The organism is Bacteroidales bacterium, assembly GCA_031275285.1.
Taxonomy (GTDB): Bacteria; Bacteroidota; Bacteroidia; order Bacteroidales; family UBA4181; genus JAIRLS01.
Window position 1 is genome coordinate 1 of the sequence record JAISOY010000165.1, and the last position, 23,591, is coordinate 23,591.

The following is a 23,591-nucleotide window of genomic DNA, read 5'->3' on the forward strand; positions in this document are numbered from 1 at the left end:
AGAAAAAATAGAAAAAAGGAGGGCCAAGGAAGAACAGAAGCGTATGGCTGCTACCCGAAAACAGGCGGATAAAAATAACGAAGAACGGGGGGCTACCTATTTTAAAGGTAAAGAACGTAAAGTGGCAAAACCCAAGCCTTCAGACTATCAACATGGCGGTGGTGGAACGTATAAAGAAGGAAAATCAAAAAGCAGGGTAAGTGCGTCTGATACCCAACATGGCGGTGGTGGTTCTTATCAAACCGGCAAATCGAACAGCAGGGTTAAGTCATCGAGTATTCAACAGGGTGGCGGTGGAAATTTATCCGGCGGAAGTTCAAAAAAAGTAAAAGCATCTTCTGATGTAGGACCCACCAAAGGAACTTCCCCACGAAAAAATCCATTTTCGAAAAAGAAAAAGCCTAAGGCAGGCGATTGATTAGATAAATTTTGGAAAAGTACGGAATATGAATATCGAACAATATCGGGAATACTGTATTTCAAAAAAAGGGGTTACCGAAGATGCTCCCTTTGATGATACTTCTTTGGTTTTCAGGATAGGAGGAAAAATTTTTGTTCTGCTGGATCTTGAGGAAATGAGGATCAACCTCAAATGTGATCCTGAAAAAGCCATTCGTATACGGGAAGAATATCCGGTAGTGCAAACAGGATACCACATGAATAAAAAACACTGGAATACAGTACCTTTAAATCTGATTTCCGAGGACCTTTTGAAAGAATGGACAGATCATTCTTATGATCTGGTGTTTGAAAAACTGCCGCAAACGATAAAGATGGAATTATCGAAATAAGTTCTTTATATCATCGTGTTTTTTGATATATTGTATTATTTTTGTCCGAATCATAACAACATAACACTTAATAATTCTAAAACTAAAAATGTCATATTTATTTACCTCAGAGTTTGTTTCCGAAGGGCATCCGGATAAAGTAGCCGATCAGATATCAGATGCATTGTTGGACGAGTTTTTACGAAAAGATCCTGAATCCAAGGTAGCCTGCGAAACATTGGTTACTACTGGACTAGCTGTACTAAGCGGCGAAGTGAAAACAGTCGGATATATAGATGTACAGCAAGTAGCACGCGGTGTTATTGGTGATATTGGCTATACCAAAGGGGAATATATGTTCGAGAGCACGTCCTGTGGTGTACTTTCAGCTATACATGAACAATCTCCGGATATTAACCAGGGAGTGGAACGCTCCAAGGAAGAGGATCAAGGTGCCGGTGACCAGGGGATGATGTTTGGTTATGCCTGTCGTGAGACAGACGAATATATGCCATTGGCATTGGTGGTTGCTCGTCGTTTGTTAACAGCCCTGACAGAGATCAGAAGAGAGGGTAAGCAGATGAATTATTTGCGTCCTGATTCAAAATCACAGGTAACGGTAGAGTATGATGATAACGGTAAACCATTGCGTATTCATACAATTGTAGTTTCCACACAACATGATGATTTTGATGAAGAGCAGAGAATGTTGGCTGCTATCCGGAATGATGTACAAACGATTTTGATTCCCCGGGTTATTTCTGAGTTACCCGAAAGGATACGGCCATTGTTTGATGATCATTATATATTGCATGTTAATCCTACAGGAAAATTTGTGATAGGGGGGCCACATGGTGATACAGGTCTTACCGGCCGTAAAATTATTGTTGATACCTATGGCGGAAAAGGAGCACATGGAGGCGGTGCTTTTTCCGGGAAGGATTCCTCAAAAGTAGACCGTTCGGCTGCATATGCAACCCGTCATATTGCAAAAAATATTGTCGCTGCAGGTATCGCCGATGAGGTTTTGGTACAGGTAGCTTATGCTATTGGGGTCGCTCAGCCGGTCGGATTATATATCAATACTTATGGAACTTCACATGTTCATCTTTCTGACGGGGAAATTGCAAAAAAAATAGAGAAAATATTTGATATGAGACCCTATTCTATTGTGAAACGCTTCGGGCTGAAAAATCCGATATTCCGTGATACAGTAAAATATGGACATTTTGGGAACGAACCATATAAAAAGACTGTAATGGTGGATTATGATGGGTTGAAATCGAAAGAGGTGGAATTTTTTGCATGGGAAAAGTTGGATTATGTAGATACTATCAAGAAAGAGTTTAAATTATAAGAAGGTAGAATCAATAATAAAATATATCATGACCATAAAATCTTATATAGAAGAAAACAAGCAACGAATGATCGATGAGTTGTTTGATGTATTACGTATTCCTTCTGTTAGCGCACAACCCGAGCATGCTCCGGATATGCAAAAGATGGCGGAGCACATTAGAAAAGTGCTTCTGAAAGTAGGTTGTGATAAAGCAGAAGTAATGTCTACCAGCTCAAATCCTGTGGTGGTAGCTGAAAAAATAATTGATAAGAATAAGCCTACTGTTTTGGTGTATGGTCATTATGATGTTCAACCCGTTGAACCTTTGGATCTATGGAAATCACCTCCCTTTGAACCGGAAATTCGCGATGGAAAAATATATGCCCGTGGGGCAGATGACGATAAAGGGCAGTTCATGATGCATGTAAATGCATTTGAATACCTAGTGAATAGCCAGTCATTAGCTTGTAATGTGAAGTTCCTTATAGAAGGAGGAGAAGAGATCGGCTCTCCGGGGTTAAAGGAATTTTGTTCCCAGCATAAGGAATTACTGAAAAGTGATGTAATCCTGATTTCCGACACCAGTATGATTAATGAAGAAATGCCTTCTATTACTGCAGGATTGAGGGGATTATGTTATTTTGAAGTAGAAGTGACAGGTGCCAATCGTGATTTACATTCAGGACTTTACGGTGGGGCCGTAGCCAATCCGATCATTACGTTATCAAAAATGATTGCCCGGTTGATTGATGAAAAAGGTCATATAACCATTCCGGGATTCTATGATGCTGTAGATGTGATCTCTCCGGAAGAGAGGGCTGCTATGGCAAAAGCACCTTTCGACATCGAACAATACAAGAAAAGCATAGGTGTCCAGGAACTTGTCGGAGAAGACGGATATACCACGCTCGAGCGTACCGGAATTCGTCCAAGCCTTGATGTATGTGGTATTTGGGGTGGATACACAGGGGAAGGAAGTAAAACCGTATTGCCTTCAAAAGCTTATGCCAAAATATCCATGCGTTTGGTTCCTCATCAGCGGTCTAAAGAGATCAATCAGTTATTTGAAAAATATTTTATGTCTATTGTTCCGGAAGGTGTTACAGTAAAGGTAACTCCTTTGCATGGTGGTGAGGCGTATGTCTCTCCTGTAACGAGCGATGCCTACCAGGCTGCATCCAAAGCAATGATAGATGTATATGGCATTGAACCGGTTCCTTACCGTAGTGGTGGCAGTATACCTATTGTTTCTGATTTTGAGGAAACTTTGGGCGTAAAATCTATATTGATGGGATTTGGTCTTGAAACAGATGCCATCCATTCACCCAACGAGAATTATCCGCTTACTCAATTTTTCAGGGGAATAGAAAGCATTACCCATTTTTTTAAGTATTTTTCGGAAATGAAAAAATAGTATAAAATAAAGGCAGTTTTGTCATAAGTGGTCGGAAGGAATTCCGATCACTTTTTTTTATTCTCTACGTTTTGAAGCATATTCTTCAAATCAAACAGAAAAAAGAAGATATATATTATATACAGGGTATGGAATAACAGAACATTGCTTAGGGGTTTTAATACTTATCATCCTGATTTTCATTTAAGAAATGGAAATCAAGGTTTTCCTCTATACCCGTGAAAATGCTCTTTAATTAGATATTCGTACAGTTGTTTCAAAGTAATTTCATATTTTTGAGTGTGATTGTTTGTCCATTTAATGGATGGTTTATCAATTAAGTAATATAAAATAATTAATGTTATACTTTCTGAACGTAATCTACTCGATCAATGCGATTTAAGGAGACAATAAATAGCACTGAGTACTTAAATTACGACTCAAATATCAAATGGACCATCTTTTTTTATGAATATTTATAGTATACAACAGGTTAATAAACAAATGTAAAGAGAAATATATGAAAAAATACAAAGTAATTATTTGGGGGTTAGGTAGCGTAGGGCGATATGCGTTAAAAATGATAAATTCCCGGAAAAGCCTAGAACTCGTTGGTGCAATAGATTCAGATCCTAATAAGGTGGGAAAGGATGCAGGTGAAATATTCGGTTTTCCAAAGAACGATGTTATTGTCAGCAATAACTCAGATGAAGTCCTTAAGACCGATGCCGATATGGTACTTTACTATACACCGCAAATCTATGATGTAGGTAATATCTCTCCAACAGGCGTTACTGCAAATGCTAAAGATATATGCAAAGCTTTATCTTCAGGAAAAAATGTATCTACCACTTTGCCCATATATTATTCAGAAAAAACAGCACCGGATTTTTATGAGATGATCAATCAATGTGCCCTGGAGAATAATGTTACTTATGTACAACAAGGTATTTTCCCCGGACTGTTTACGCCGTATTTAACCGTAGTATTTGGAGCGATGTCGGGCAGGATAGACTCCATCCTTGTAAATAGCGGACAGGATGATTCAAATAATACAGCACCCTGGGTACAGGTTTTCGGTTATGGCAAAGATCCCAAAACGTTTAATACAGATGCGCTTAAAGCAAATGTTGCAACTTACTACGGATCTACTGTCATTGAGGTTGCAGATCGCTGTGGCCTTGAATGGGATGATTATGTTGTAGAACACGAAATTATTACTGCTGAGGTTGAGATGAACCCGCCTTGCAATAAGGTTTTGCCCGGCACCATTTCAGCTCATCTTTTTAAAATGAGCTGTTTGAAAGATGGTAAAGCAGTTAGCGCGTTCCATTTTGTACACAAAGTTTGCCATGATATCCAGCCCTATCCACCCCGTGATACCTTTATAGAAATAAATGGTGAACCTAATCTAAGGGTTACCATCGAGGGTATGTTATACAAGGTAGAGCCTTTCTCCACAAGTGCAGCACCAAGCGTAAACCTTATACCTCAAATCGTCGCGGCAGCCCCCGGGTTTAAAAACGCTTTGGAGATTCCTTTGGTCAGCCTGCCAAAATAATATTTTTATATAAATACATCCTTCTAAAGGAATTAAGGAATAAAGGATTTGTCCAAAAAGTTCATATTCAAGCGGAATTGCAAATTCCGCTTAACACTACCAGGCTGTAACACAAGTCATAACGTTCGGATGAATCTGTAATTCATCCGTGATTTGTGACTTTTTGGACAGGCCCTTTGTCGCTTTTATTTTGTATTATTTTCCAGTTGTCTTACAATTTCATCAAATTGCTGTGATTGTTCCGGAGATATTCGGGCTTTGGATTTCCAGTTTTCATTGCCATATACACCCGCCTTTGTGGCATCAAAAGGTTTGAACTTTATTTTCCGTGCAATAGTTTGCTTTCGAAAACGAAAGTCAAAATTATCAGGATCCATAAATAACGGATCAGCGATCACAGAATGTTTGTCCCTGCCTAAATTTTTCCACTGGGAGAAGGACATTCCATGAAATTCAGGGGTGGTTGTCCGGGTATCCCAGTAGCAGTTATGATCAATGTTGACATTTGCTTTAGGCCATCGGTCATTTCCCATGCTCATATACAATAACCCCTGATCGTAATAAACGATATTGTTGGTAAATGAAAGGGACAGATGTTCTTCCACTCTGGTCAGTTGCATTTGGGAACGGTAATTGAATGCGAAAATATTGTTCCTGATTACATTTTCTTTGCCGTAATGTTGATGAAAACCGGCATTTTTACAGGCATATACCAGGTTGTTTTCCATGGTGACCTGATATGAGCCTTCATCGGTATACAGTCCCCACCCGCCATAATTATAAGAATAGATGTGGTGAATTACGTTATGACTGACAGTAGTGCCTTCAGATGCTCCTAATGTATATACGCCGCCCATATCGCTAAGCTCTCCCCACCCGAGATGATGGATATGGTTGTATTCAATTTTATTTCGTTTTGAAGGGCTTGGAGCATAACCCCATACCCATCCTACGGAAATACCGGTATAACGGAAATCGGCAATCTCATTATGAGTAATGTTATTGTCGCTTCCGTGAAAGATGATAACACCTACTGCACAGGGAAAAACATAACCGCCATGATGGATGATGCTATTGTTTACGGTAATATGCCGGGTTAAGATAGATGTGTCCGGGATATGCGTGGTACCTATTTTTACACCTCCTCCGCCAAGATCATATAAATGGCAATGTTCCACACTTGAATTTGAACAATTATTACGAAACCATATGGCATGCAGGCCGGTCTGAGCTATATCACAATTCAGGAATTCAATATCTGATGCATGGTCGATCATTACTGTTGCCTCAATGGGAGCAGCAGCCTGTGCAGGTTCGTTACCATTGACGGGTGTATGGTATCCGGAGTTTTCAAAACAAAGATTTTCAAAACGGATATGTTCCACCGGATGTTCTTTGTTACCCTGTATTTTGAGAAAATGTTCCGTGACCGGATAAATACATTTTATGTTTTCAGGTGTCTCCCCGGGCATAGGAATATAGTATAAATATCCATCATGCTGTAAAAACCATTCTCCCGGAGCATCCAGTGCTTTTTCATAGTTTTCAACTATAAACCGGCTAAGATGGTTGATCTTATTCCAGGGTTTCATCCCTTGTCCGACCATAAACAATGAAGAATCTTTTATATTGAAATGTTCAATGCGCTTCCTCGAATTATCCCAATTATGATAGAAAACTATTAGGGCATCATCCAGATCTTTTTCTGAAAGATCATTCAGGATATTTAAATTGTCGTCGTGAAGTATTACTTTTTGTGAAGCATAAACAGGCGCACGTTGTCCCGAAGTATCCAGAACTGTCTCATCTACTCTTTTAACCTTGTAGAATTCTCCACGATTAGGAGTTTGCGCACGAAACCGGCGTTGGCCGTTTATGTATAATTGTTCAAAATAAAATCCATACATAGCAGTTTCCGGTATAAAAACACGCCATAGATCAGGATGTACCACTTCAAACTTTCCGGTTTCTCTTCCCCCACAAATAACAGGACGAGGATTGGCCCGTGAGGTAAAGACTACCGGAGCCTTAGCTGTTCCTCCATCCTGACCGGAGAGAACAAAAGGTTGATTCAAATAATAGGTACCCTCTAAGAATTCTATAAAAATAGTGTCCGTAAAAGTGTCCTTTAGCCGTAAATCCCTGATTTTATTTTTTGCTCCATCTAAAGAAGCCAGTGGCTGTCCTTTGCTTCCTGATTGGTTATCATCTCCATCAGGAGATACGAATAATCTGATACCCCTGGCAGAAATGTTTTGCCACATCAATACGGTTAATAGAATGCAGTACAATTTTTTGTTCATGTGAATAAAGTTATTTTTGAAGTTTAAAGTTCCGGATTCAAGGTTGCTATAGCAGGAAGTATAAATGATGAATCTTGAATTTTATTACAGGAAAAGAAATAAGCTGAAAGCCATGATCACCATTCCGGAAACCAACCCTAAAATGGAGATATGGTGTTCTCCGTATTTTTCAGCAGTTGGCAAAAGTTCATCCAATGAAATATATACCATAATTCCTGATACTGCAGAAAGTACTAGCCCATTGATTACAGGAGACCAGAACGGCATAAGGAAAAAGAAAGCAATTAAAGCACCCACCGGTTCAGCTAATCCTGACATGAAAGAAAGCCAGAAAGCCCTTTTTTTGCTTCCGGTAGCATGATATATGGGTACAGATACGGCAATTCCTTCCGGAATATTATGGATGGCTATGGCAATCGTAATAGGGATAGCAATTTCCAGGCTTCCCAATGCAGAAGTGAAGGTAGCAATCCCTTCCGGGAAATTATGAATAGCAATAGAAAACGCGACAACAATTCCAGTCCTATGCAGGGATTTATTTTTTATTTTTCCTTTATTTCGCATGTCTTCGATGCTCTGCAATTCATGTGGATTTTCATCTACAGGGATCAGGAAATCGATCAGGGCGATCAATCCGATTCCTGCAAAAAAAGAAAGTATCAGATATAGGGTACCCATTTTTTCACCCACATGTAAGATCAGTTCTTCTTTTGCTGTAGGCATCATTTCCATAAATGAGACGTAGAGCATGACACCTGCAGAAAATCCCAATGAGGCACATAGAAAACGGGTATTTGTGCGTTTGGCCAGTAAGGCAATTAAACTGCCGATGCCCGTTGAAAGTCCTGCGATTAAAGTCAGTGCGAACGCTATGATGACGGCTTGCTGGTCCATATTATTCTGTATTGGTTTTACAAAGTTCGTAAGTTATTCCGATTAATCAAACTTAAAAAGAAAGTATTTTTCAGTAATGCAGGGTCTGTTTAGTAAACCTGTACTTATCAAATTAAAATCCACTTATGTTTTTGTGATAAATAAACTTTCCTTTATTTTTGTATCGTTTCGAATATAGAACAATGTAATCAAGAAGAAATAACGTATTTTAAATATTATGGAAAGTAATAAGATCATTGGAGGAAAAATAAAGAGTATCCGGGAGTCCAGAAACCTTTCATTGGATGAGGTAGCGGAACGTTCAGGGGTGAGAAAGGAACAGATTGAACGAATCGAGAACAATGTTGAGATTCCCTCTCTGGCGCCACTTATCAAAATAGCCCGTGTTCTGGGGGTTCGTCTGGGAACATTTCTTGACGATCAGACAGAACTCGGTCCGGTGATCAGTCGTAAAAAAAATAATAAGGACAATAATACCATACGGTTTACAGATAATGTATCCGTTGTCCGTAAACATATGGAATATCACTCATTATCACAGGATAAGGCAGGCCGTCATATGGAACCTTTCCTGATAGATATTGAACCTGCCAAAGGAGTGGATTTTACACTTTCCACCCATGAAGGGGAAGAATTTATCTATGTACTGGAAGGAGTGATTGAAATCAATTACGGAAAAGATGTTTTCATTCTGGAAGAAGGAGACAGCATCTATTACGATTCAATTGTTGCCCATCACGTACATGCCGGGAATGAAGAGTCGGCAAAGATACTGGGTGTTGTATATACTCCATTTTAAATTGTGAGATATGGAATTACAAGACAAGACGGTAGGACAGTGGCTGGAGTACTGGGCAGAAAAAAAACCAGATAAAGAATACCTCGTCTATTCCGACCGGGATTTACGGTTTACATGGAAAGAATTCAACGAACGGGTGGATAATATGGCCAAAGGGCTGATGTCTATCGGTGTAAAACATGGAACCCATGTCGGTATTTGGGCGACCAATGTTCCCGATTGGCTGACTTTTTTATATGCCGGAGCTAAAATCGGCGCGGTTCTGGTTACAGTCAATACCAATTATAAGCAGAGTGAATTGGAATACTTAATGAAGGATTCGGATATTCATACACTTTGTATTACTGAAGGGGTGTTTGACGGTAATTATATCGATATGGTATATACCATGATGCCGGAATTAAAAGAATCTCAGCGAGGGTATGCAAAGAGTGAACAGTTTCCTTACCTGAAAAATGTGGTATATATTGGTCAGGAAAAATTCAGGGGAATGTATAATACTCCGGAATTGTTGCTTCTTGGAAAAAATGTGGACGATCGTGAGTTACAGGAAGCGAAGGATAAAGTGAAGTACACGGATGTCGTGAATATGCAGTATACCTCGGGAACCACCGGATTTCCGAAGGGAGTAATGCTTACCCATTATAATATTACCAACAACGGATTTTTTACCGGAGAAGGAATGGGTTATACTTCCGATGATAAGCTTTGTTGTTGTGTCCCATTGTTTCATTGTTTCGGTATAACTTTAGCCACTATGGCCATACTGACTCACGGAGGTACACAAGTGATGGTGGAAAAATTCGATCCGCTGGTGGTACTGGCTTCTGTTCATAAGGAAAGATGTACTGCATTGTACGGGGTTCCAACCATGTTTATTGCCGAATTGAATCACCCGATGTTCGATATGTTCGACCTGACCTCGCTCCGTACGGGTATTATGGCAGGATCCTTGTGTCCTGAAGAAGTCATGCGTGCGGTGGTTGAGAAAATGCATATAACATATATCACGAGTGTATACGGCCTGACGGAAAGTTCTCCGGGTATGACCCATACCACACTGGCAGAAAGTTTTGAAGAACGCTGTACGACAGTGGGAAAAGAATATCCTTTTACTGAAGTTAAAGTACTGAATCCTGATACCGGCGAAGAATGTGCGATGGGTGAACCGGGTGAGATCTGCTGTCGTGGTTACCTGTTGATGGAAGGCTATTATAAAAACCCTGAAGCTACCGCTGAAGCCATTGATAAAGACGGATGGTTGCATAGTGGCGACCTGGGGATAAAAGATAACAATGGTAATTACCAGATTACCGGACGTATTAAGGATATGATTATCCGGGGTGGTGAAAATATCTATCCCCGTGAGATAGAGGATTTTCTTTATAAAATGCCGGGTGTTAAGGATGTACAGGTAGTAGGAGTTGCCTCTCCGAAATATGGTGAAGAAGTCGGTGCTTTTATTATTAACCAGGATGGGGTAATGTTGACCGAAGAAGAAGTGAAGGATTATTGCCGGGGGCAAATAGCCCGTCACAAGATACCTAAATACATCTTTTTTATCAACGGTTTTCCATTGACCGGTAGCGGAAAGATACAAAAATACAAGTTGCGGGAAATGGCCCTTGATCTGTTAAAAGAACAAGGCGTAGAAATCGTATAGTATTCTTTTTGATATATAAAAGCCGTGTACAAAAAAAACGTATGCGGCTTTTTGCTTTAGAAGTGTACAAGTAAATTCGGATTTGATGAAACCCATTATGCCGGATATATAAGTTTTATCCATGACTATTTTTCCGGAAAATCCAGAAGAAATGTGTTGATGTTATTATAGGACATCTTCTTCAATATAAATTACTTACCAATACTTCCATTTGGATAAAAATCTGTTTTGTAAAATGTAGATGTCATTTGATATGAACAAATAATTGATTACTGCGTTATAAGAAAAAGAAATTTTGAATATATTTGTGTCCATCAATTCTATGAATTGAAGAAATGCAGAATATGTAGCCGATAAATAAACTTCGTTGTAGCTTGATAGATCAGAGCGTTGCGATTTTAACCTGGAGAGATTATTGATCTAAGTTTTTCCATCAAAAATAGGTATACAAACACTTGACAACCATGAAGTTATTTGTAAGTTCAGGATATGCGCATTTGGAGGAATTTATCAATAAAATTCCTTTATCCGACTATCATCGCGATAAAGTAATCTGTAAAACACGCAATACTGTAGAAAAGGTAACTGCTCCGGACGGAACCCAGTTGGTTGTCAAACGTTATAAGAGGCCGACTATTGCTAATCAGTTCGTATACACATTCCTGAGGTGGAGTAAACCCAAACGTTCATACAAGTTTGCTTGCCGTTTGGCAGAACAAGGGATTGAAACAGCCGAACCTATAGCCTATATCGAGATATTTAAATACGGAATATTCCATACAGGTTACTATATCACTCGTTTTGTAACAGACCAATTAATGTCCGATATAGATAATTTTAGTCTAAGTGAGCGCGAAGTCATATTACATGAATTTGCGCAATATACTGCATATATACACAGTAAGGGTATTAAACACGGTGATTATAATATGGGTAATGTCTTCTTTCGGCGGGAAGGTGACCACTACCATTTCTCCCTGATTGATATTAACCGGATGCAATTCCGTCGCCGGTTATCGAGAAGAACTTGTGGTAAAGAGATCAAATCCCTGTCTACCCGCCGGGATATTGTTACGGTAGCCGAACGGTATGCACTAATCCGTAACTGGAATGTTGATCTCTTCTGCGGCACGATCTTTATGGATCGGGCAATTAATCTTACCCGCCGCTTCAAGAAAATACTTCACTTCGTGATCCGTCCTTTTGTCCGTCCGCAAACTCGTTGAAGAAAATAAACGTAACAAAAATAATAACCGAAGTCCCTATTTTCCATGATGGGTTCATCTTTGTCCCGGGAATTTATGAAAGAAAAGATTCATTAAGATTTAATTGAATGAAACTATCTATAAACCTGGTATGACTTAAGTATGAGTCATATCACTATTCATTTTACCGTGCGGTATTAAATATGATCTGGTCTGATTGGTGCTTTTTCAATAAATAAATTCAAAATCTTTCACTATAAGTTTTGCGTTTTTCTTTCCTTTGAAATGATCACCTCTCCGGCTTGATGCAAACACTACGTTCACATGTGTTATCTGTTCGGTTGCTTCCCCCTGTGTTGCGCCCGGAGGAAACGGATCCGAATTGGAATGCTGCCTTCCGTAAATGAATTCTGTTTCGAGTGTGCGCAGTCCGTTGGCATCAGGTTCGGAGATTCTTATCACTCCTTCTTTTGTTTCATCGTTGTCTGTTATTGCGCTGTACCATGCTACCCCTACAAAGCGACGTTCGCCATCGATCCTGTTTTCGAGTGTGGACATGATGGTGCATGAATCGCCTAACCCCTCGTATTTAAATTTGATCCGGAAAGCAGTAGGGCGGGCTTCGAACGGAACACCCCAGTCGATAAGCGCCTTACCGTCTTTGCTCGTAAACCCCATTAACTGCCCCAGGCTCATATTACGTACAATTCGTCCGGTAAAAAGATTTCCACTGGCAATAATCCCCATTACCCTGCGGGTGGTAAGTTCCGCAGCATAGGAATCGTCATTCAGTTTCAATTTTTTTGTAGGCCAGTTCTTGCTTCCTGAAGCCGAAAAAGCTGGATTTCCGTTATCCCAGATAGTTTGGTCTTCATGACCGACCATTTCTTCGCATTCTACTTTCCCCAAAGTAATGAAACCTGAAATCGTTTCCTGGTGCCAAGTGCCGAAATCACTTCCAGGTAGCTGGTAACCGCCTTTCACCAGCCATTCGTCCGCTCCGACATTGAATTTCACCCATGTTCTCAGATCTACTGTTTCAGGTAAGGTCGATGGTACGTTGTTTTCGGTTTCAATCCGGACTAATTTCGCTTCTTTCAGTGGATATCTATCCTGCAAATATTCGTAAGGGAAAGAAACAAATATTTTCTTTGTTATAATGTCGATAGCTGTCTGTCCTTCCTGTCCCTGAAATTCTATACTATGAACTTCTTCTGCAAAAGCCGGAAAGGAGGAAAGAACACCCAATATGAAAAATAAACTTTTCTGTTTCATATACGTCCGGGTTTTAAACTTTTATACACATTTTCCATCTTCCGCACAGATTTCTCTACCCTGTATTCATTCCCCAACTGTGCATATTTTTTTCCGAAAGTCACTTTTTCTTCCGGATTTTCAATCCAATAATCAATTTTTTTCGCCAGATCATCAGCATCGCCCTGTTTGAACAATGAACGGTTATCCAGGGCAAAGTAAACCGTTGCACTTTTCTTTGAATTCGCAATGATCGGTACCAAGCCACAGCTGAAAGCTTCCATACAGGCAATCGCTTCTATCTCGGCATCCGAAGCATGTACATAAAGGTCGATGGTACGGATCAGTTCTATTAATTGTTCGGTTGTATAAAATTTGAATGAGGGTTTATGAGGTAAATCTTTGCCCATTTTTTCATACTCTTTCAATAAAGGGCCTTGTCCGGCAAAGTATAATTCTATTTTATCGGCATACTTCGATCTTTTGGCTGCTTCAATGATCAAATCCTGCCGTTTTTCCGGCGAAAGTCTTCCAATCATCAGTATGCGGATATGATCATGTGCAATAGGTTCGCGGGGGAAAAAAATTTCATCCACACCATTACTGATCACATGTAAACGGGCTTTGTATTTGTTTGTTTTTAATTCATCAGCAATAAATTGTGTTGGACAATGAATGTCTGCAAACCGTTTGTAGAAATAATGATATAAGAATTTATAGAAAAATTTAGCGGCAAAAGCGCTTTTTCCCAAACCTATATTATAAGTAATATTTTCGGCCTGAATATGAAAAGCTGCCAGGCAAGGAATGCCCATTTTTCGTGCTATTTTTTCTGTTGCCCGGGCGAGAGGAAAGGGTAAATAAAAGTGGACCACATCCACTCCCGTCAAACATTCCCTGATGATTTTCTTATCTGCTTTCGAAAAAATAATTCCTTGTTTCCGGGCTAATTCCGTGGCTACGGGGATATACGTCAATGGCAGGATATATTTGTCCTGACCGGGTTCACCACTTGTCAAAATCCTGACAGTGTGTCCTAATTTCCGCAAATTTTCTACGAAACGACGTGCCGAAGCAGTTGTTCCATTTGTGAGGTCGTCAAACTGATCGACGACAAAGGCTATCACCATACTATCGATAATTTAAGATATTATTATTTCCTATGTTAACTTAAGTACCTGTTTCTATTATGAAAATTTCTGTTTCGATGTAGGTTACTTACTACGCCGAAAGTTAATATAAATAATTAGAATTTTCTAATCATTCATAGGTATAAATAAATGTTGATTGATATTTTTAGTCTGTGAATTTGATGATATCTATATCCTGTTGATGTAATTTGCTGATAATAAATCAGACAAAAGAATGTTCACATGGCAACCAGGTAACCGGAAAATTATATTGTTACCGGATATTTACTTGTAACCACAAAGTACGCAGGATTAGATTCAACGCACTTTTACCATTAATATGGTAGTTATTTATCTGTTCTGCTCTGAAAACATATTACCCGACAACCAGCTATCTATATAATAAAATGATCGGATGATCTCCAATGTCAAATTGTGGGATGCGGCAAATATATAATAATGCCATACATATCTTCTGGAATAATAAATCTATATTTTGATAGATTCTTTACTTGGTATGATACATTTTATCACGTAATGATTTGATGTCATCTGATGTAATGTAGTCATCATAATCCATCATCTTATCAATGATCCCTTTGGGGGTAAGTTCGATGATCCGGTTGCTTACTGTCTGAATAAATTCATGGTCATGACTGGCCATCAACACAATGCCTTTAAAGGTTTTCAGTGTATTGTTGAATGCCTGGATCGACTCAAGATCCAGATGATTGGCCGGTGAATCAAGTACCAGGCAATTAGGATTACGTAACATCATACGGGCAATCATACAACGTTGTTTTTCTCCTCCCGAAAGTACATTGGCTTTTTTTAACACTTCTTCTCCGGAAAACAGCATCTTACCCAGGTATCCTTTTAGGAATGCTTCATGGGTGTCGTCCGAAAACTGTGCAATCCAGTCTACCAGGGTAATATTGGTATTGAAAAAATCAGCGTTGTTCAAAGGCAGATAAGCTTCAGTAATGGTCTGACCCCAGTCGAATGAACCGCTTTGCGGCTCCTGTTCCCTGTTGATGATCTCAAAAAAGGCCGTCATAGCACGCGCGTCACGGGAGAGGAAAACGATCTTGTCATCTTTTTCCACATTGAATGTCACATCTTTAAAAAGGACAGTACCGTCAACTATAGCGCTCAGGTCACGGATTTCAAGTATTTTATTCCCGGTTTCCCTTTCAGGGGTAAAGATAATGCCCGGATAACGTCGTGATGATGGTTCAATATCTTCTATATTGAGCTTTTCAATCATTTTCTTACGACTGGTTGTTTGCTTTGATTTGGCGACATTTGCGCTAAAACGTCGTATAAATTCCTCCAGTTCTTTCTTTTTTTCCTCGGCTTTCTTGTTCTGCTGTTGTTGTTGACGCAGGGCTAACTGACTGGATTCGTACCAGAAGCTATAATTGCCGGCAAACTGTTTGATCTTACCAAAATCAATATCCACCGTATTGGTAGATACGGCATCCAGGAAATGCCTGTCGTGGGAAACGACCAGTACGGTATTCTCAAATTCGGAAAGATAATGTTCCAGCCACATCACCGTTTCTATATCCAGGTCGTTGGTTGGCTCGTCCAGCAAAAGGTTATCGGGCTTGCCAAATAGGGCTTGTGCCAGCAGGATACGTACTTTTTCCTTCCCGCTGAGATCTTTCATTTGTGTATAATGGAATTCCTCTTTTATACCCAGACCACTCAAGAGAGTTGCTGCATCCGCTTCTGCATTCCATCCGTCCAGTTCGGCAAATTCCTCTTCCAGTTCTGATACCCTTATACCATCAGCATCGTTGAAATCCGGCTTGGCATACAGGGCATCCTTTTCTTTCATGATGCTCCACAGAACACTATGTCCCTGCAATACAGTATCCATCACTGAAAAGTCGTCAAAGGCGAAATGGTCCTGCCTCAAAACGGACAATCTCTCCCCCGGACCGAACGTAACGGAACCTGTCGCGGGGTCCAGGTCATTGCTTAATACCTTTAGAAAGGTCGATTTTCCGGCACCGTTGGCACCTATGATGCCATAACAATTGCCTGGAGTGAACTTCATGTTGACATCCTGAAACAGGATCCTTTTACCAAACTGAATACTTAAATTGCTTACTGTAATCATTTACTGAATCTAAAAATAAGGCGGCAAAAGTACTGCCATTTATGGAAAAAGCAAAAGTAATATATGTAGGAAACTGATTTTTGGCTCAATCCGGTCTGTTCATATAAGTGTTTTTCAAAGGAATATATCGGATTCCAATGTCTCAGGTCAAGCTTAAGTTATTCTTATATGCAGATTTTATTTCCGGAAATATACCTGAAAAATCATCGGGCAATTAACACGGAAGAATGTTTCACTAAAGTAAATTTCATCCCGTGATCCACTGTTTGAACTCTTTCATATTCGAACGGCTGACGAAGAGGCGTTCAGGAGTGGATATTATCAGATTCAATGCCAGACGTCCGGCAAACCAGACCGATGCATCTTTTATAGACCTGCGTGAAACAATATACTGCCTGTTGATGCGGAAAAAGATCCGGGGATCTAAATGACGTAAGGTATCTTCCAGCGTCTGGTCAAGCACATGGCTGGAACCGCCGAATGTAACGGTTTTGACAATCTTATTTTCCGTATAGATATAAGCTATCTCTTCTACCGACACAGGTATTAGCTTATCTTTATGAGCTACCAGGAGGGATGATTTATAAACGGAACCTTTACGCAACGTTTCAATCAACGATTTAATCAGCTCGGAATTCTCCGCAGACATATCGCTTTCACGAGATAGCGTCTTTACTTTATTAAGCGCTCTCCTGAGATCATCTTCCCTGATGGGCTTAAGCAGGTAATCCACACTGTTCACACCGAAAGCTTTCAAGGCATATTCGTCATAGGCAGTAGTGAAAATAATGGGACAATTGATGTTTATTTCTTTAAATATTTCGAATGAAGAACCATCTGCCAGGTGGATATCAAGGAAAACAATGTCGGGCATCGGGTGCGCCCTGAACCATTCCACGCTTCCGTCGATAGTCTGCAGTTCTGCAATGACTTCTATATTCGGGTCAGTGGTACTGATCAGTCTTCTGAGGTTGTCAGCCGCTCTTTTTTCGTCTTCAATGATAATTGCGTTCATGGTTTTTTATTTTCGGCTTGTTTTAAAGGTAGTATTACCGTAAAAGTATCATTTGCATTGGTTATTGTTATCTCTTTCCTGGTTTTCAGCCTGAAACGTTCTGCAAGGTTTGAAAGTCCGATACCACCACTAAATTCAGGTACTTTTTTGTGTTGTATGCAATTAGAAATGGTGATGGTATCGTTAGGGGCGGTAGCAATACGAATGGTTAACGGTTTATTGGCAGTGATTACATTATGTTTGATTGCATTTTCAACAAGCGTCTGTATGCTAAGCGGAACAATTTCGTAGCTGAGATAATGCTCATCGATATCGAAATCGAAGATAAGGCTGTCTTCATAACGCAGTTGCATAAGCGTATTATAGCTGCGTGTAAAATTCAGTTCATCTTCCAGCGTTGTCAGCTCTTTATTAGGTATAACATACCTGAAGACGGAAGAGAGTTGATGCAGGTAATCCCTTGCCCTTTCAGGATTTTCCTGGATCAGCGAATCAAGCGTATTGAACGTATTGAACAGAAAATGCGGGTCAAGTTGATTTTTGAGCGCTTCGAACCGCGAACGGGCATTTTCCGCCTTCATGGTTTCATATTCAAGTGCCATTTGCTGTTTCTTCTTCGAAAGGTATACAATTTGTGCAGAAAAAATGACAATTACCGCCAATATCACATCTTTCACCAGCGTGCCAAACTGTGCTTGTGCTTTCCATTCATCAATATCGATCTCTATCATGGAAAGCTGAATCTGGAAAAAGACAAGATTAAAGATCAGCGCTACTGCCAATGTTGCTGCGATGGCTACAAATACCTTTTTACTTTCTTTTATCCGGCTTTCCATGATCTTAAAATTGAGCGCGAAAAGCATAAAAAGATACAGATAGGTGGTGATAAAGCCCAAAACAGGCATCCAGGGTCCGAGTTCCATATCCGGACGATGATGGGGTATTTCTTCGGTCGGGATGAAAGCCGATCTTCCGAAAAATATGAACACCCAGATCATCACAAATAACATCAGGTAAATACCGCCTGCATATGTTGCTGCCGCTTTGTATGATAATTTTTTATTTTTCATGTGGATAAATTTGATTTTCAATGGTCACATGGAATATCCATATTTTATTCATCACGTTAGGTGAACAGTGATGTTCATGGATAATTCATTTGTACGAAATTTATTCGGCAGGCTCACGGGAACGCTGCATTAAATTGATTTTAAAGATCAGAATCCTATTTTAAAGACTATACCGGACTTATAAACCAAATTCTTCATGACGGGAATGTCGCTTTTGATCACGGATATTACATTTTACATATTTTGAACTTCCACAAAAGTAATTGAAACATGCAGCTTTGACAACAGTTGATCCGTTTATTCGAATCTCAGGGCATTGATCGGATCAAGATTGGCTGCCTTACGTGCAGGATACCAGCCGAAGAAGATACCGATAGCCGCGCAGACCACAAAGGATACTGCTGCTGCCGCCGTACTGAATATGAATGGCCAATTGAGCAGTGACGCTGCCGCGAATGAAAGTCCGAGACCCAGTAAGAGCCCTATTACACCTCCGATCAGGCTTAGTATGGTGCTTTCTGCCAGAAACTGCATCAGAATGTTACGGTTTTTCGCGCCGATAGCCATGCGTAATCCTATTTCACGGGTACGTTCCGTTACGGTGACATACATGATATTCATGATCCCTATGCCACCTACCAGAAGCGATATAGCAGCGATAGCGGTCAACAGGATAGTCAGCATACCTGTTACATTATTCATCGTATCGAGCATCTGTTGCTGGGTGAAAACTTCGAAATCGTCATCTGCGCCCGCCTGTATCTTGTGTTGTTCACGAAGGATACCTTGTACATCTTCTGCTGCCTGATGGGCCACTGCTTCCGATTTTGACGAAGCAAGTATCATGTGCAGGTAATTAATGGCAAGGATACGTTTCTGGACAGTGGTGTAGGGGGCTATGACAATATCATCCTGATCCTGGCCCATCATATTTTGTCCTTTGCTCTCGAGTACACCGATCACTTTCAAAGGAATTTTCTTAAAACGGATCACCTTTCCAAGCGGATCCTCTTCGTCAGGGAACAGTTCATTGGCCACTGTTTTTCCAATGATACACACTTTTGCAGCCGTTTCCACATCCCGTTCGGTAATATTCGAACCCGATGCCATTGTATATTTTCTGATTTCCAGAAAGTTGGAATTGGCGCCTTGTATGGTTCCCGGCCAGTTGTTTGCACCATAGACAAGCTGTCCTGCTGCACTGACCGATGGAGATGCCATGGAAATATTCCGTGAACCTTTGAGTATGGCATCCACATCCGATTCTTTCAGTGTTTGTACATTGGCCGAGCCAATATTAACTCCTCCCTGCGTCTGGCTTGCACGGGTAACAAAAATCGTGTTGGTGCCCATTTCGGATATTTCGCCGCCGATGCCTTCCGATGAGCTCTGTCCGATTCCGACCATTGCAATAACCGAGCCGATCCCAATGATGATGCCGAGCATTGTAAGCAATGAGCGGGTTTTGTTTCTTAATAGTGCTTTCCAGGCTACACCGGATAATTTTTTGAAATTCATGTCTTTTTGTTTTATTTGATGGATAAAGTGAGGTTATCACAGAATATTAATAATCTTCGTTGGGTGGTAAGGAATCGATTGCGTCCTGTGCGGAATGGGTATCTACCGCTTCGTCTTTCTGGATATGTCCGTCGCGTAGCATAATGGTACGTCCCGTAAAGGCGGCAATATCCGATTCATGGGTAACGAAAGCAATGGTTTTTCCGTCGGCATTGAGCTTCTGGAAGAGATTCATGATCTCGTACGAAGTACGTGTATCGAGATTTCCAGTGGCTTCATCTGCGAGAATAATTACCGGATCATTTACCAGTGCCCGGGCAATCGCCACACGTTGCTGCTGTCCTCCGGACAACTGATTGGGCATATGATCCATCCTGTCCTGAAGCCCTACCTGCTCAAGGGCATATACAGCGCGGTTACGGCGTTCGCTCGCTGTGATGTCATTATTATATAACAAGGGAAGTTCAACGTTCTCCAGCGCACTGGTACGTGCCAGTAAATTATAGGACTGGAAAACAAATCCTATTTTTCTGTTCCTTATGGTAGATAATTCGTCTTTGGTGAGTTTTCCGACAGTGGTACCGTCAATATAATATTCACCTGAAGTCGGCTTGTCAAGGCATCCGAGAATATTCAACAGTGTTGATTTACCGCTGCCGCTTGTACCCATAATGCTGACAAATTCGCCTTGTTGTATACCGAAACTGATACCTTTGACGGCATGCACCTTTTCATTCCCAACTTCAAATACGCGACGAAGATGATCCACTCTGATTATTTCGTTCATCATGGCTATCATTATTTATTGTTACGTGCTAAGACAGAATTGCCGTTACTTTGTACAGCATCTTTTTTCTTTTCCGTGCTGGCTGAAAGTGCGACTTCTTCACCTGTTGCGAGTCCTGAACGAACAATGGCATGTATTCCGTCATCAATTCCTAATTCAATATTACGAAAGGATGTTATACCGTCTTTTTGTACGATGACCTGTGAACCTGACTTGTTCTGTGCGGGTGTAATTCCATATTTCTGTGTGGTTTCCGGATCCGACGCAAACCGTAATGCTTCAACCGGAACGGAAATACCCTGTTCTTTATCTACTTCCACATAAATATTGGCTGTCATTCCCGGAAACAGTTTTTCACCGGGGTTAGGCGCTTCCACAATCACGGTATAGGTAACCACATTGTTGGTGGTTTTGGGCTGCAGGCGTATCTGACTTACGGTGCCTTTAAATAAATCGTTGTTATAGGCATCCACTGTAAAAGACACTGGTTGTCCAACTTTGACCATACCTATATCTGCTTCGTCAACATCTGCTTCTACCTGCATCTTTGTCAGGTCTTCGGCTATTTTGAACAGGGTGGGTGTACTGAATGCTGCTGCTACTGTCTGTCCCACATTCACTGACCTGTCGAGGACTACACCATCGATGGGTGAATATACGTATGCATAGGAAAGGTTGACTTTTGCCTGGTGGACATTTGCTTTAGCATCGTCCAGTGATGTTTCTGCCTGAACCAGACGATTGACCGCTTCTTCATAGGAAACCTGTGTGGCGGCCTTTGTTTCGTATAACTGTTTGATACGGTCATGATTCTGACGTGCATAATTCAGTTCGCTTTCAGCCCTGGTCTGCGATGCATTGGCCTGGTTCAGTTTTTCCTGCAAGGTGAGCTTATCCAGTTCGGCCAGCAACTGTCCTTTTTCGACATGTGAATTGTAATCGGCATAAATTTTCTCGATCACTCCTGATACCTGGGTTCCTACATCAACCACTTCAACAGGCTGTATGGTTCCTGTGGCCATCACTTTGACTTCAACAGTCGTTTGGTCATTGACTGTTATGGTGTTGAAATATACCTGCTTGTTGCTGCAGGAAGCTAAGGATAAGACAACTACCAGGGCAGATGTGCTCACCCGTTTTACCATATTGGTAATTTTGAAATTGAATTTAGTTTTCATGATTTTTATGATTATTTAAATTTTACATGTTGACAGGTTCTCCAAGATAGACATCCAGCATTTTTCGTTTCAGCAAAAAGCCGTATTTGCTTTGGATATAATCGTTCATGGCGCTGATGTAGTTATTTTGTTGCTGTAACAGCTCAACGGTGGTGATAGATCCCGCGTTATATTTCTGCGTATAGGTTTCAAATGATCTCAGATAAGCTTCTTCCCGGATTTCAGAACTTTCATATTTACTGATTGATGCCATAACATTACGGTATTCTCCGATAATGGTTTGCTGAAGGTCAAGGGTGGTTTGTTTCTGCGCTAATTCGGCCTGTTCAAGTGCGATACGACTTTGGGTAACATTTGCTTTTGTCTTTCCTTTATTGAATATCGGGATGCTGAGTGTCAGACCAGCCTGTTGGTTAAAGCGATCTGAAAGCTGAGTGCCGTATTGATTGAAATTCTGCTGGTGCCCTGAGCCAATGCTTCCGTTCAGCGATAATGTCGGATAGTATGCCGACCTGGATATTCGTAAACCTGCCTGTGCGATTTCTACATTGTAATTGCTGATTTCGATATCGGGCATTGACGTCATGGCTTGTTCCAATACGGCATCTTCGGCGGGTAGATGTTTGAGCAGATCGATCCGCTCCGTATCAGGATAGATCAATTCCAATGGTATGTCGAGATCCATCGAGAGCAGATTCTTCAGCGACATCAGGCTATTGTCGCGATTGATGGTTGTTTCCAGCACATTGTTGCTGTCGGATGCCAGTTGTGCTTTCAGGAGCAGGAAATCACTTTCCAGTATCTCACCTGCTGCCAAACGGGCTTCCCCCTGCTCAACCTGTGCTTCACTGGCTGTAACAAGGCTGCGTTGATAGTTCAACAGTTCCTCATTGCCAATGGTGGTAAGAAAGGATTGAAGTATATTGATGATAAGCGTGTTATCATACTGGGTGGTTTTCAATCCTGCCTGTTCGTACGATAACCGGTTTTTCTCGATCGTCGCATTGATCTGACCGCCTTGAAAAAGCGTTACATTGGCAGATACACCATAGCTGCCATCCCATGTTGCGGAACGGTTCTGGGTATGGTTTAAGTTTTCACTCAGATTTGCCGATAAATTCGGTAATCTTTCCATTTTGGATTGGTGGTAGGCATTTTCCCTGACCGATTCGTCCAATTCTATGGATTGACGGTTGTAATTGTTGTCTAAAGCATATTCGATACACTCCTCCAATGACATTTTCACCGCTTCTCCCAAAGGTTGTTGGGCTGTTATGGAAAACACCGGTAACAACCCGATCATAAACGATAACAAAATATTTTTCATTTCTTCATTTTTTAAATTTGTTGATGGAACAAAATTATCCTGACTTGGAAGGAGATATCCGGAAAACTAACTCACCGGTTTAATATCAAAGGTGAAATGCAAAAAGAGATGTTGAGTGGTAGAATGTCGATTATAGTAAGTGTGATTTCTTCACGTACATTACATAAATATTATCATCCCATGAAGATGTTTGAGTGCGTAATGTAAAATATTGTGAAATTACCTGATGATATTCAATCTCTGTATATATCAGTTGT

Annotated in this window: 19 protein-coding genes; 8 read left to right on the forward strand and 11 right to left on the reverse strand. The window is 40.7% G+C overall.

Annotation, left to right across the window (positions count from 1 at the left end; translation table 11 throughout):
• The 5 genes from LBQ60_16270 to LBQ60_16290 form a co-directional block, all read left to right on the forward strand.
• Positions 1-418: hypothetical protein (locus LBQ60_16270; protein MDR2039479.1), on the forward strand; the 418-nt coding region annotated here is incomplete at its 5' end.
• A gap of 28 nt (positions 419-446) precedes the next feature.
• Positions 447-791: an MmcQ/YjbR family DNA-binding protein gene (locus LBQ60_16275; protein ID MDR2039480.1), complete on the forward strand. Its 345-nt coding sequence runs from the start codon at positions 447-449 to the stop codon at positions 789-791.
• An 88-nt stretch (positions 792-879) separates the two neighbouring features.
• Complete coding sequence (gene metK, locus LBQ60_16280; protein MDR2039481.1) at positions 880-2,127, forward strand: methionine adenosyltransferase; 1,248 nt, start codon at positions 880-882, stop codon at positions 2,125-2,127.
• A gap of 28 nt (positions 2,128-2,155) precedes the next feature.
• A complete protein-coding gene (locus LBQ60_16285; protein ID MDR2039482.1) occupies positions 2,156-3,523 on the forward strand; it encodes a dipeptidase in 1,368 nt (455 codons plus the stop codon).
• A gap of 499 nt (positions 3,524-4,022) precedes the next feature.
• Positions 4,023-5,063: a hypothetical protein gene (locus LBQ60_16290; protein ID MDR2039483.1), complete on the forward strand. Its 1,041-nt coding sequence runs from the start codon at positions 4,023-4,025 to the stop codon at positions 5,061-5,063.
• A 185-nt stretch (positions 5,064-5,248) separates the two neighbouring features.
• On the opposite strand, the gene LBQ60_16295 is transcribed toward LBQ60_16290, so the two are convergent.
• Complete coding sequence (locus tag LBQ60_16295; protein MDR2039484.1) at positions 5,249-7,366, reverse strand: right-handed parallel beta-helix repeat-containing protein; 2,118 nt, start codon at positions 7,364-7,366, stop codon at positions 5,249-5,251.
• A gap of 84 nt (positions 7,367-7,450) precedes the next feature.
• The gene (gene zupT / locus LBQ60_16300; GenBank protein MDR2039485.1) at positions 7,451-8,260 is read right to left on the reverse strand and encodes a zinc transporter ZupT; all 810 of its coding nucleotides are present in this window, start codon (positions 8,258-8,260) and stop codon (positions 7,451-7,453) included.
• A 217-nt stretch (positions 8,261-8,477) separates the two neighbouring features.
• On the opposite strand from zupT, the gene LBQ60_16305 reads away from it, so the two are divergent.
• The 3 genes from LBQ60_16305 to LBQ60_16315 all read left to right on the forward strand — a co-directional run bounded on the left by LBQ60_16305 (position 8,478) and on the right by LBQ60_16315 (position 11,948).
• Positions 8,478-9,059 carry an XRE family transcriptional regulator gene (locus LBQ60_16305; GenBank protein MDR2039486.1) on the forward strand — a complete coding sequence of 194 codons (582 nt, stop codon included), beginning with the start codon at positions 8,478-8,480 and terminating at the stop codon, positions 9,057-9,059.
• A gap of 10 nt (positions 9,060-9,069) precedes the next feature.
• Positions 9,070-10,722, forward strand: a complete 1,653-nt coding sequence (locus LBQ60_16310; GenBank protein ID MDR2039487.1) for an AMP-binding protein — start codon at positions 9,070-9,072, stop codon at positions 10,720-10,722.
• Between the two features lie 464 nt (positions 10,723-11,186).
• On the forward strand, positions 11,187-11,948 hold the full coding sequence (locus tag LBQ60_16315; protein ID MDR2039488.1) for a lipopolysaccharide kinase InaA family protein: 762 nt from the start codon (positions 11,187-11,189) through the stop codon (positions 11,946-11,948).
• Between the two features lie 207 nt (positions 11,949-12,155).
• Here the strand turns inward: LBQ60_16315 and LBQ60_16320 are convergent, their stop codons facing one another.
• The 9 genes from LBQ60_16320 to LBQ60_16360 all read right to left on the reverse strand — a co-directional run bounded on the left by LBQ60_16320 (position 12,156) and on the right by LBQ60_16360 (position 23,334).
• A complete protein-coding gene (locus LBQ60_16320) occupies positions 12,156-13,202 on the reverse strand; it encodes a PCMD domain-containing protein (GenBank protein ID MDR2039489.1) in 1,047 nt (348 codons plus the stop codon).
• Positions 13,199-14,311 carry a glycosyltransferase gene (locus LBQ60_16325; GenBank protein ID MDR2039490.1) on the reverse strand — a complete coding sequence of 371 codons (1,113 nt, stop codon included), beginning with the start codon at positions 14,309-14,311 and terminating at the stop codon, positions 13,199-13,201. Before LBQ60_16325 ends, LBQ60_16320 begins: the two co-directional genes overlap by 4 nt.
• A 508-nt stretch (positions 14,312-14,819) precedes the next feature.
• A complete protein-coding gene (locus LBQ60_16330; GenBank protein ID MDR2039491.1) occupies positions 14,820-16,439 on the reverse strand; it encodes an ATP-binding cassette domain-containing protein in 1,620 nt (539 codons plus the stop codon).
• A gap of 247 nt (positions 16,440-16,686) precedes the next feature.
• Positions 16,687-17,454, reverse strand: coding sequence for a LytTR family DNA-binding domain-containing protein (locus LBQ60_16335; protein MDR2039492.1), 768 nt, complete (start codon positions 17,452-17,454; stop codon positions 16,687-16,689).
• Positions 17,451-18,524 (reverse strand): histidine kinase, encoded by a 1,074-nt coding sequence (locus LBQ60_16340; protein ID MDR2039493.1) that lies wholly within the window; start codon positions 18,522-18,524, stop codon positions 17,451-17,453. Before LBQ60_16340 ends, LBQ60_16335 begins: the two co-directional genes overlap by 4 nt.
• 297 nt (positions 18,525-18,821) lie before the next feature.
• Positions 18,822-20,042 carry an ABC transporter permease gene (locus tag LBQ60_16345; protein ID MDR2039494.1) on the reverse strand — a complete coding sequence of 407 codons (1,221 nt, stop codon included), beginning with the start codon at positions 20,040-20,042 and terminating at the stop codon, positions 18,822-18,824.
• A gap of 46 nt (positions 20,043-20,088) precedes the next feature.
• Entirely contained in the window at positions 20,089-20,829 is a 741-nt protein-coding gene (locus LBQ60_16350) for an ABC transporter ATP-binding protein (GenBank protein MDR2039495.1), read from the reverse strand.
• A gap of 11 nt (positions 20,830-20,840) precedes the next feature.
• Positions 20,841-22,007: an efflux RND transporter periplasmic adaptor subunit gene (locus LBQ60_16355; protein ID MDR2039496.1), complete on the reverse strand. Its 1,167-nt coding sequence runs from the start codon at positions 22,005-22,007 to the stop codon at positions 20,841-20,843.
• 22 nt (positions 22,008-22,029) lie between these two features.
• On the reverse strand, positions 22,030-23,334 hold the full coding sequence (locus LBQ60_16360; protein MDR2039497.1) for a TolC family protein: 1,305 nt from the start codon (positions 23,332-23,334) through the stop codon (positions 22,030-22,032).
• Positions 23,335-23,591: the final 257 nt, after the last annotated feature.

Bases quoted from the DNA above. Each gene is read 5' to 3' on its own strand.
- LBQ60_16295 (MDR2039484.1), bottom strand. From the start codon at position 7,366: ATGAACAAAAAATTGTACTGCATTCTATTAACCGTATTGATGTGGCAA.
- LBQ60_16350 (MDR2039495.1), bottom strand. From the start codon at position 20,829: ATGAACGAAATAATCAGAGTGGATCATCTTCGTCGCGTATTTGAAGTT.
- LBQ60_16345 (MDR2039494.1), bottom strand. From the start codon at position 20,042: ATGAATTTCAAAAAATTATCCGGTGTAGCCTGGAAAGCACTATTAAGA.
- LBQ60_16360 (MDR2039497.1), bottom strand. From the start codon at position 23,334: ATGAAAAATATTTTGTTATCGTTTATGATCGGGTTGTTACCGGTGTTT.
- LBQ60_16290 (MDR2039483.1), top strand. From the start codon at position 4,023: ATGAAAAAATACAAAGTAATTATTTGGGGGTTAGGTAGCGTAGGGCGA.
- zupT (MDR2039485.1), bottom strand. From the start codon at position 8,260: ATGGACCAGCAAGCCGTCATCATAGCGTTCGCACTGACTTTAATCGCA.
- LBQ60_16315 (MDR2039488.1), top strand. From the start codon at position 11,187: ATGAAGTTATTTGTAAGTTCAGGATATGCGCATTTGGAGGAATTTATC.
- LBQ60_16305 (MDR2039486.1), top strand. From the start codon at position 8,478: ATGGAAAGTAATAAGATCATTGGAGGAAAAATAAAGAGTATCCGGGAG.
- LBQ60_16320 (MDR2039489.1), bottom strand. From the start codon at position 13,202: ATGAAACAGAAAAGTTTATTTTTCATATTGGGTGTTCTTTCCTCCTTT.
- LBQ60_16325 (MDR2039490.1), bottom strand. From the start codon at position 14,311: ATGGTGATAGCCTTTGTCGTCGATCAGTTTGACGACCTCACAAATGGA.
- LBQ60_16340 (MDR2039493.1), bottom strand. From the start codon at position 18,524: ATGAAAAATAAAAAATTATCATACAAAGCGGCAGCAACATATGCAGGC.
- LBQ60_16335 (MDR2039492.1), bottom strand. From the start codon at position 17,454: ATGAACGCAATTATCATTGAAGACGAAAAAAGAGCGGCTGACAACCTC.
- LBQ60_16355 (MDR2039496.1), bottom strand. From the start codon at position 22,007: ATGAAAACTAAATTCAATTTCAAAATTACCAATATGGTAAAACGGGTG.
- LBQ60_16330 (MDR2039491.1), bottom strand. From the start codon at position 16,439: ATGATTACAGTAAGCAATTTAAGTATTCAGTTTGGTAAAAGGATCCTG.
- metK (MDR2039481.1), top strand. From the start codon at position 880: ATGTCATATTTATTTACCTCAGAGTTTGTTTCCGAAGGGCATCCGGAT.
- LBQ60_16310 (MDR2039487.1), top strand. From the start codon at position 9,070: ATGGAATTACAAGACAAGACGGTAGGACAGTGGCTGGAGTACTGGGCA.
- LBQ60_16275 (MDR2039480.1), top strand. From the start codon at position 447: ATGAATATCGAACAATATCGGGAATACTGTATTTCAAAAAAAGGGGTT.
- LBQ60_16285 (MDR2039482.1), top strand. From the start codon at position 2,156: ATGACCATAAAATCTTATATAGAAGAAAACAAGCAACGAATGATCGAT.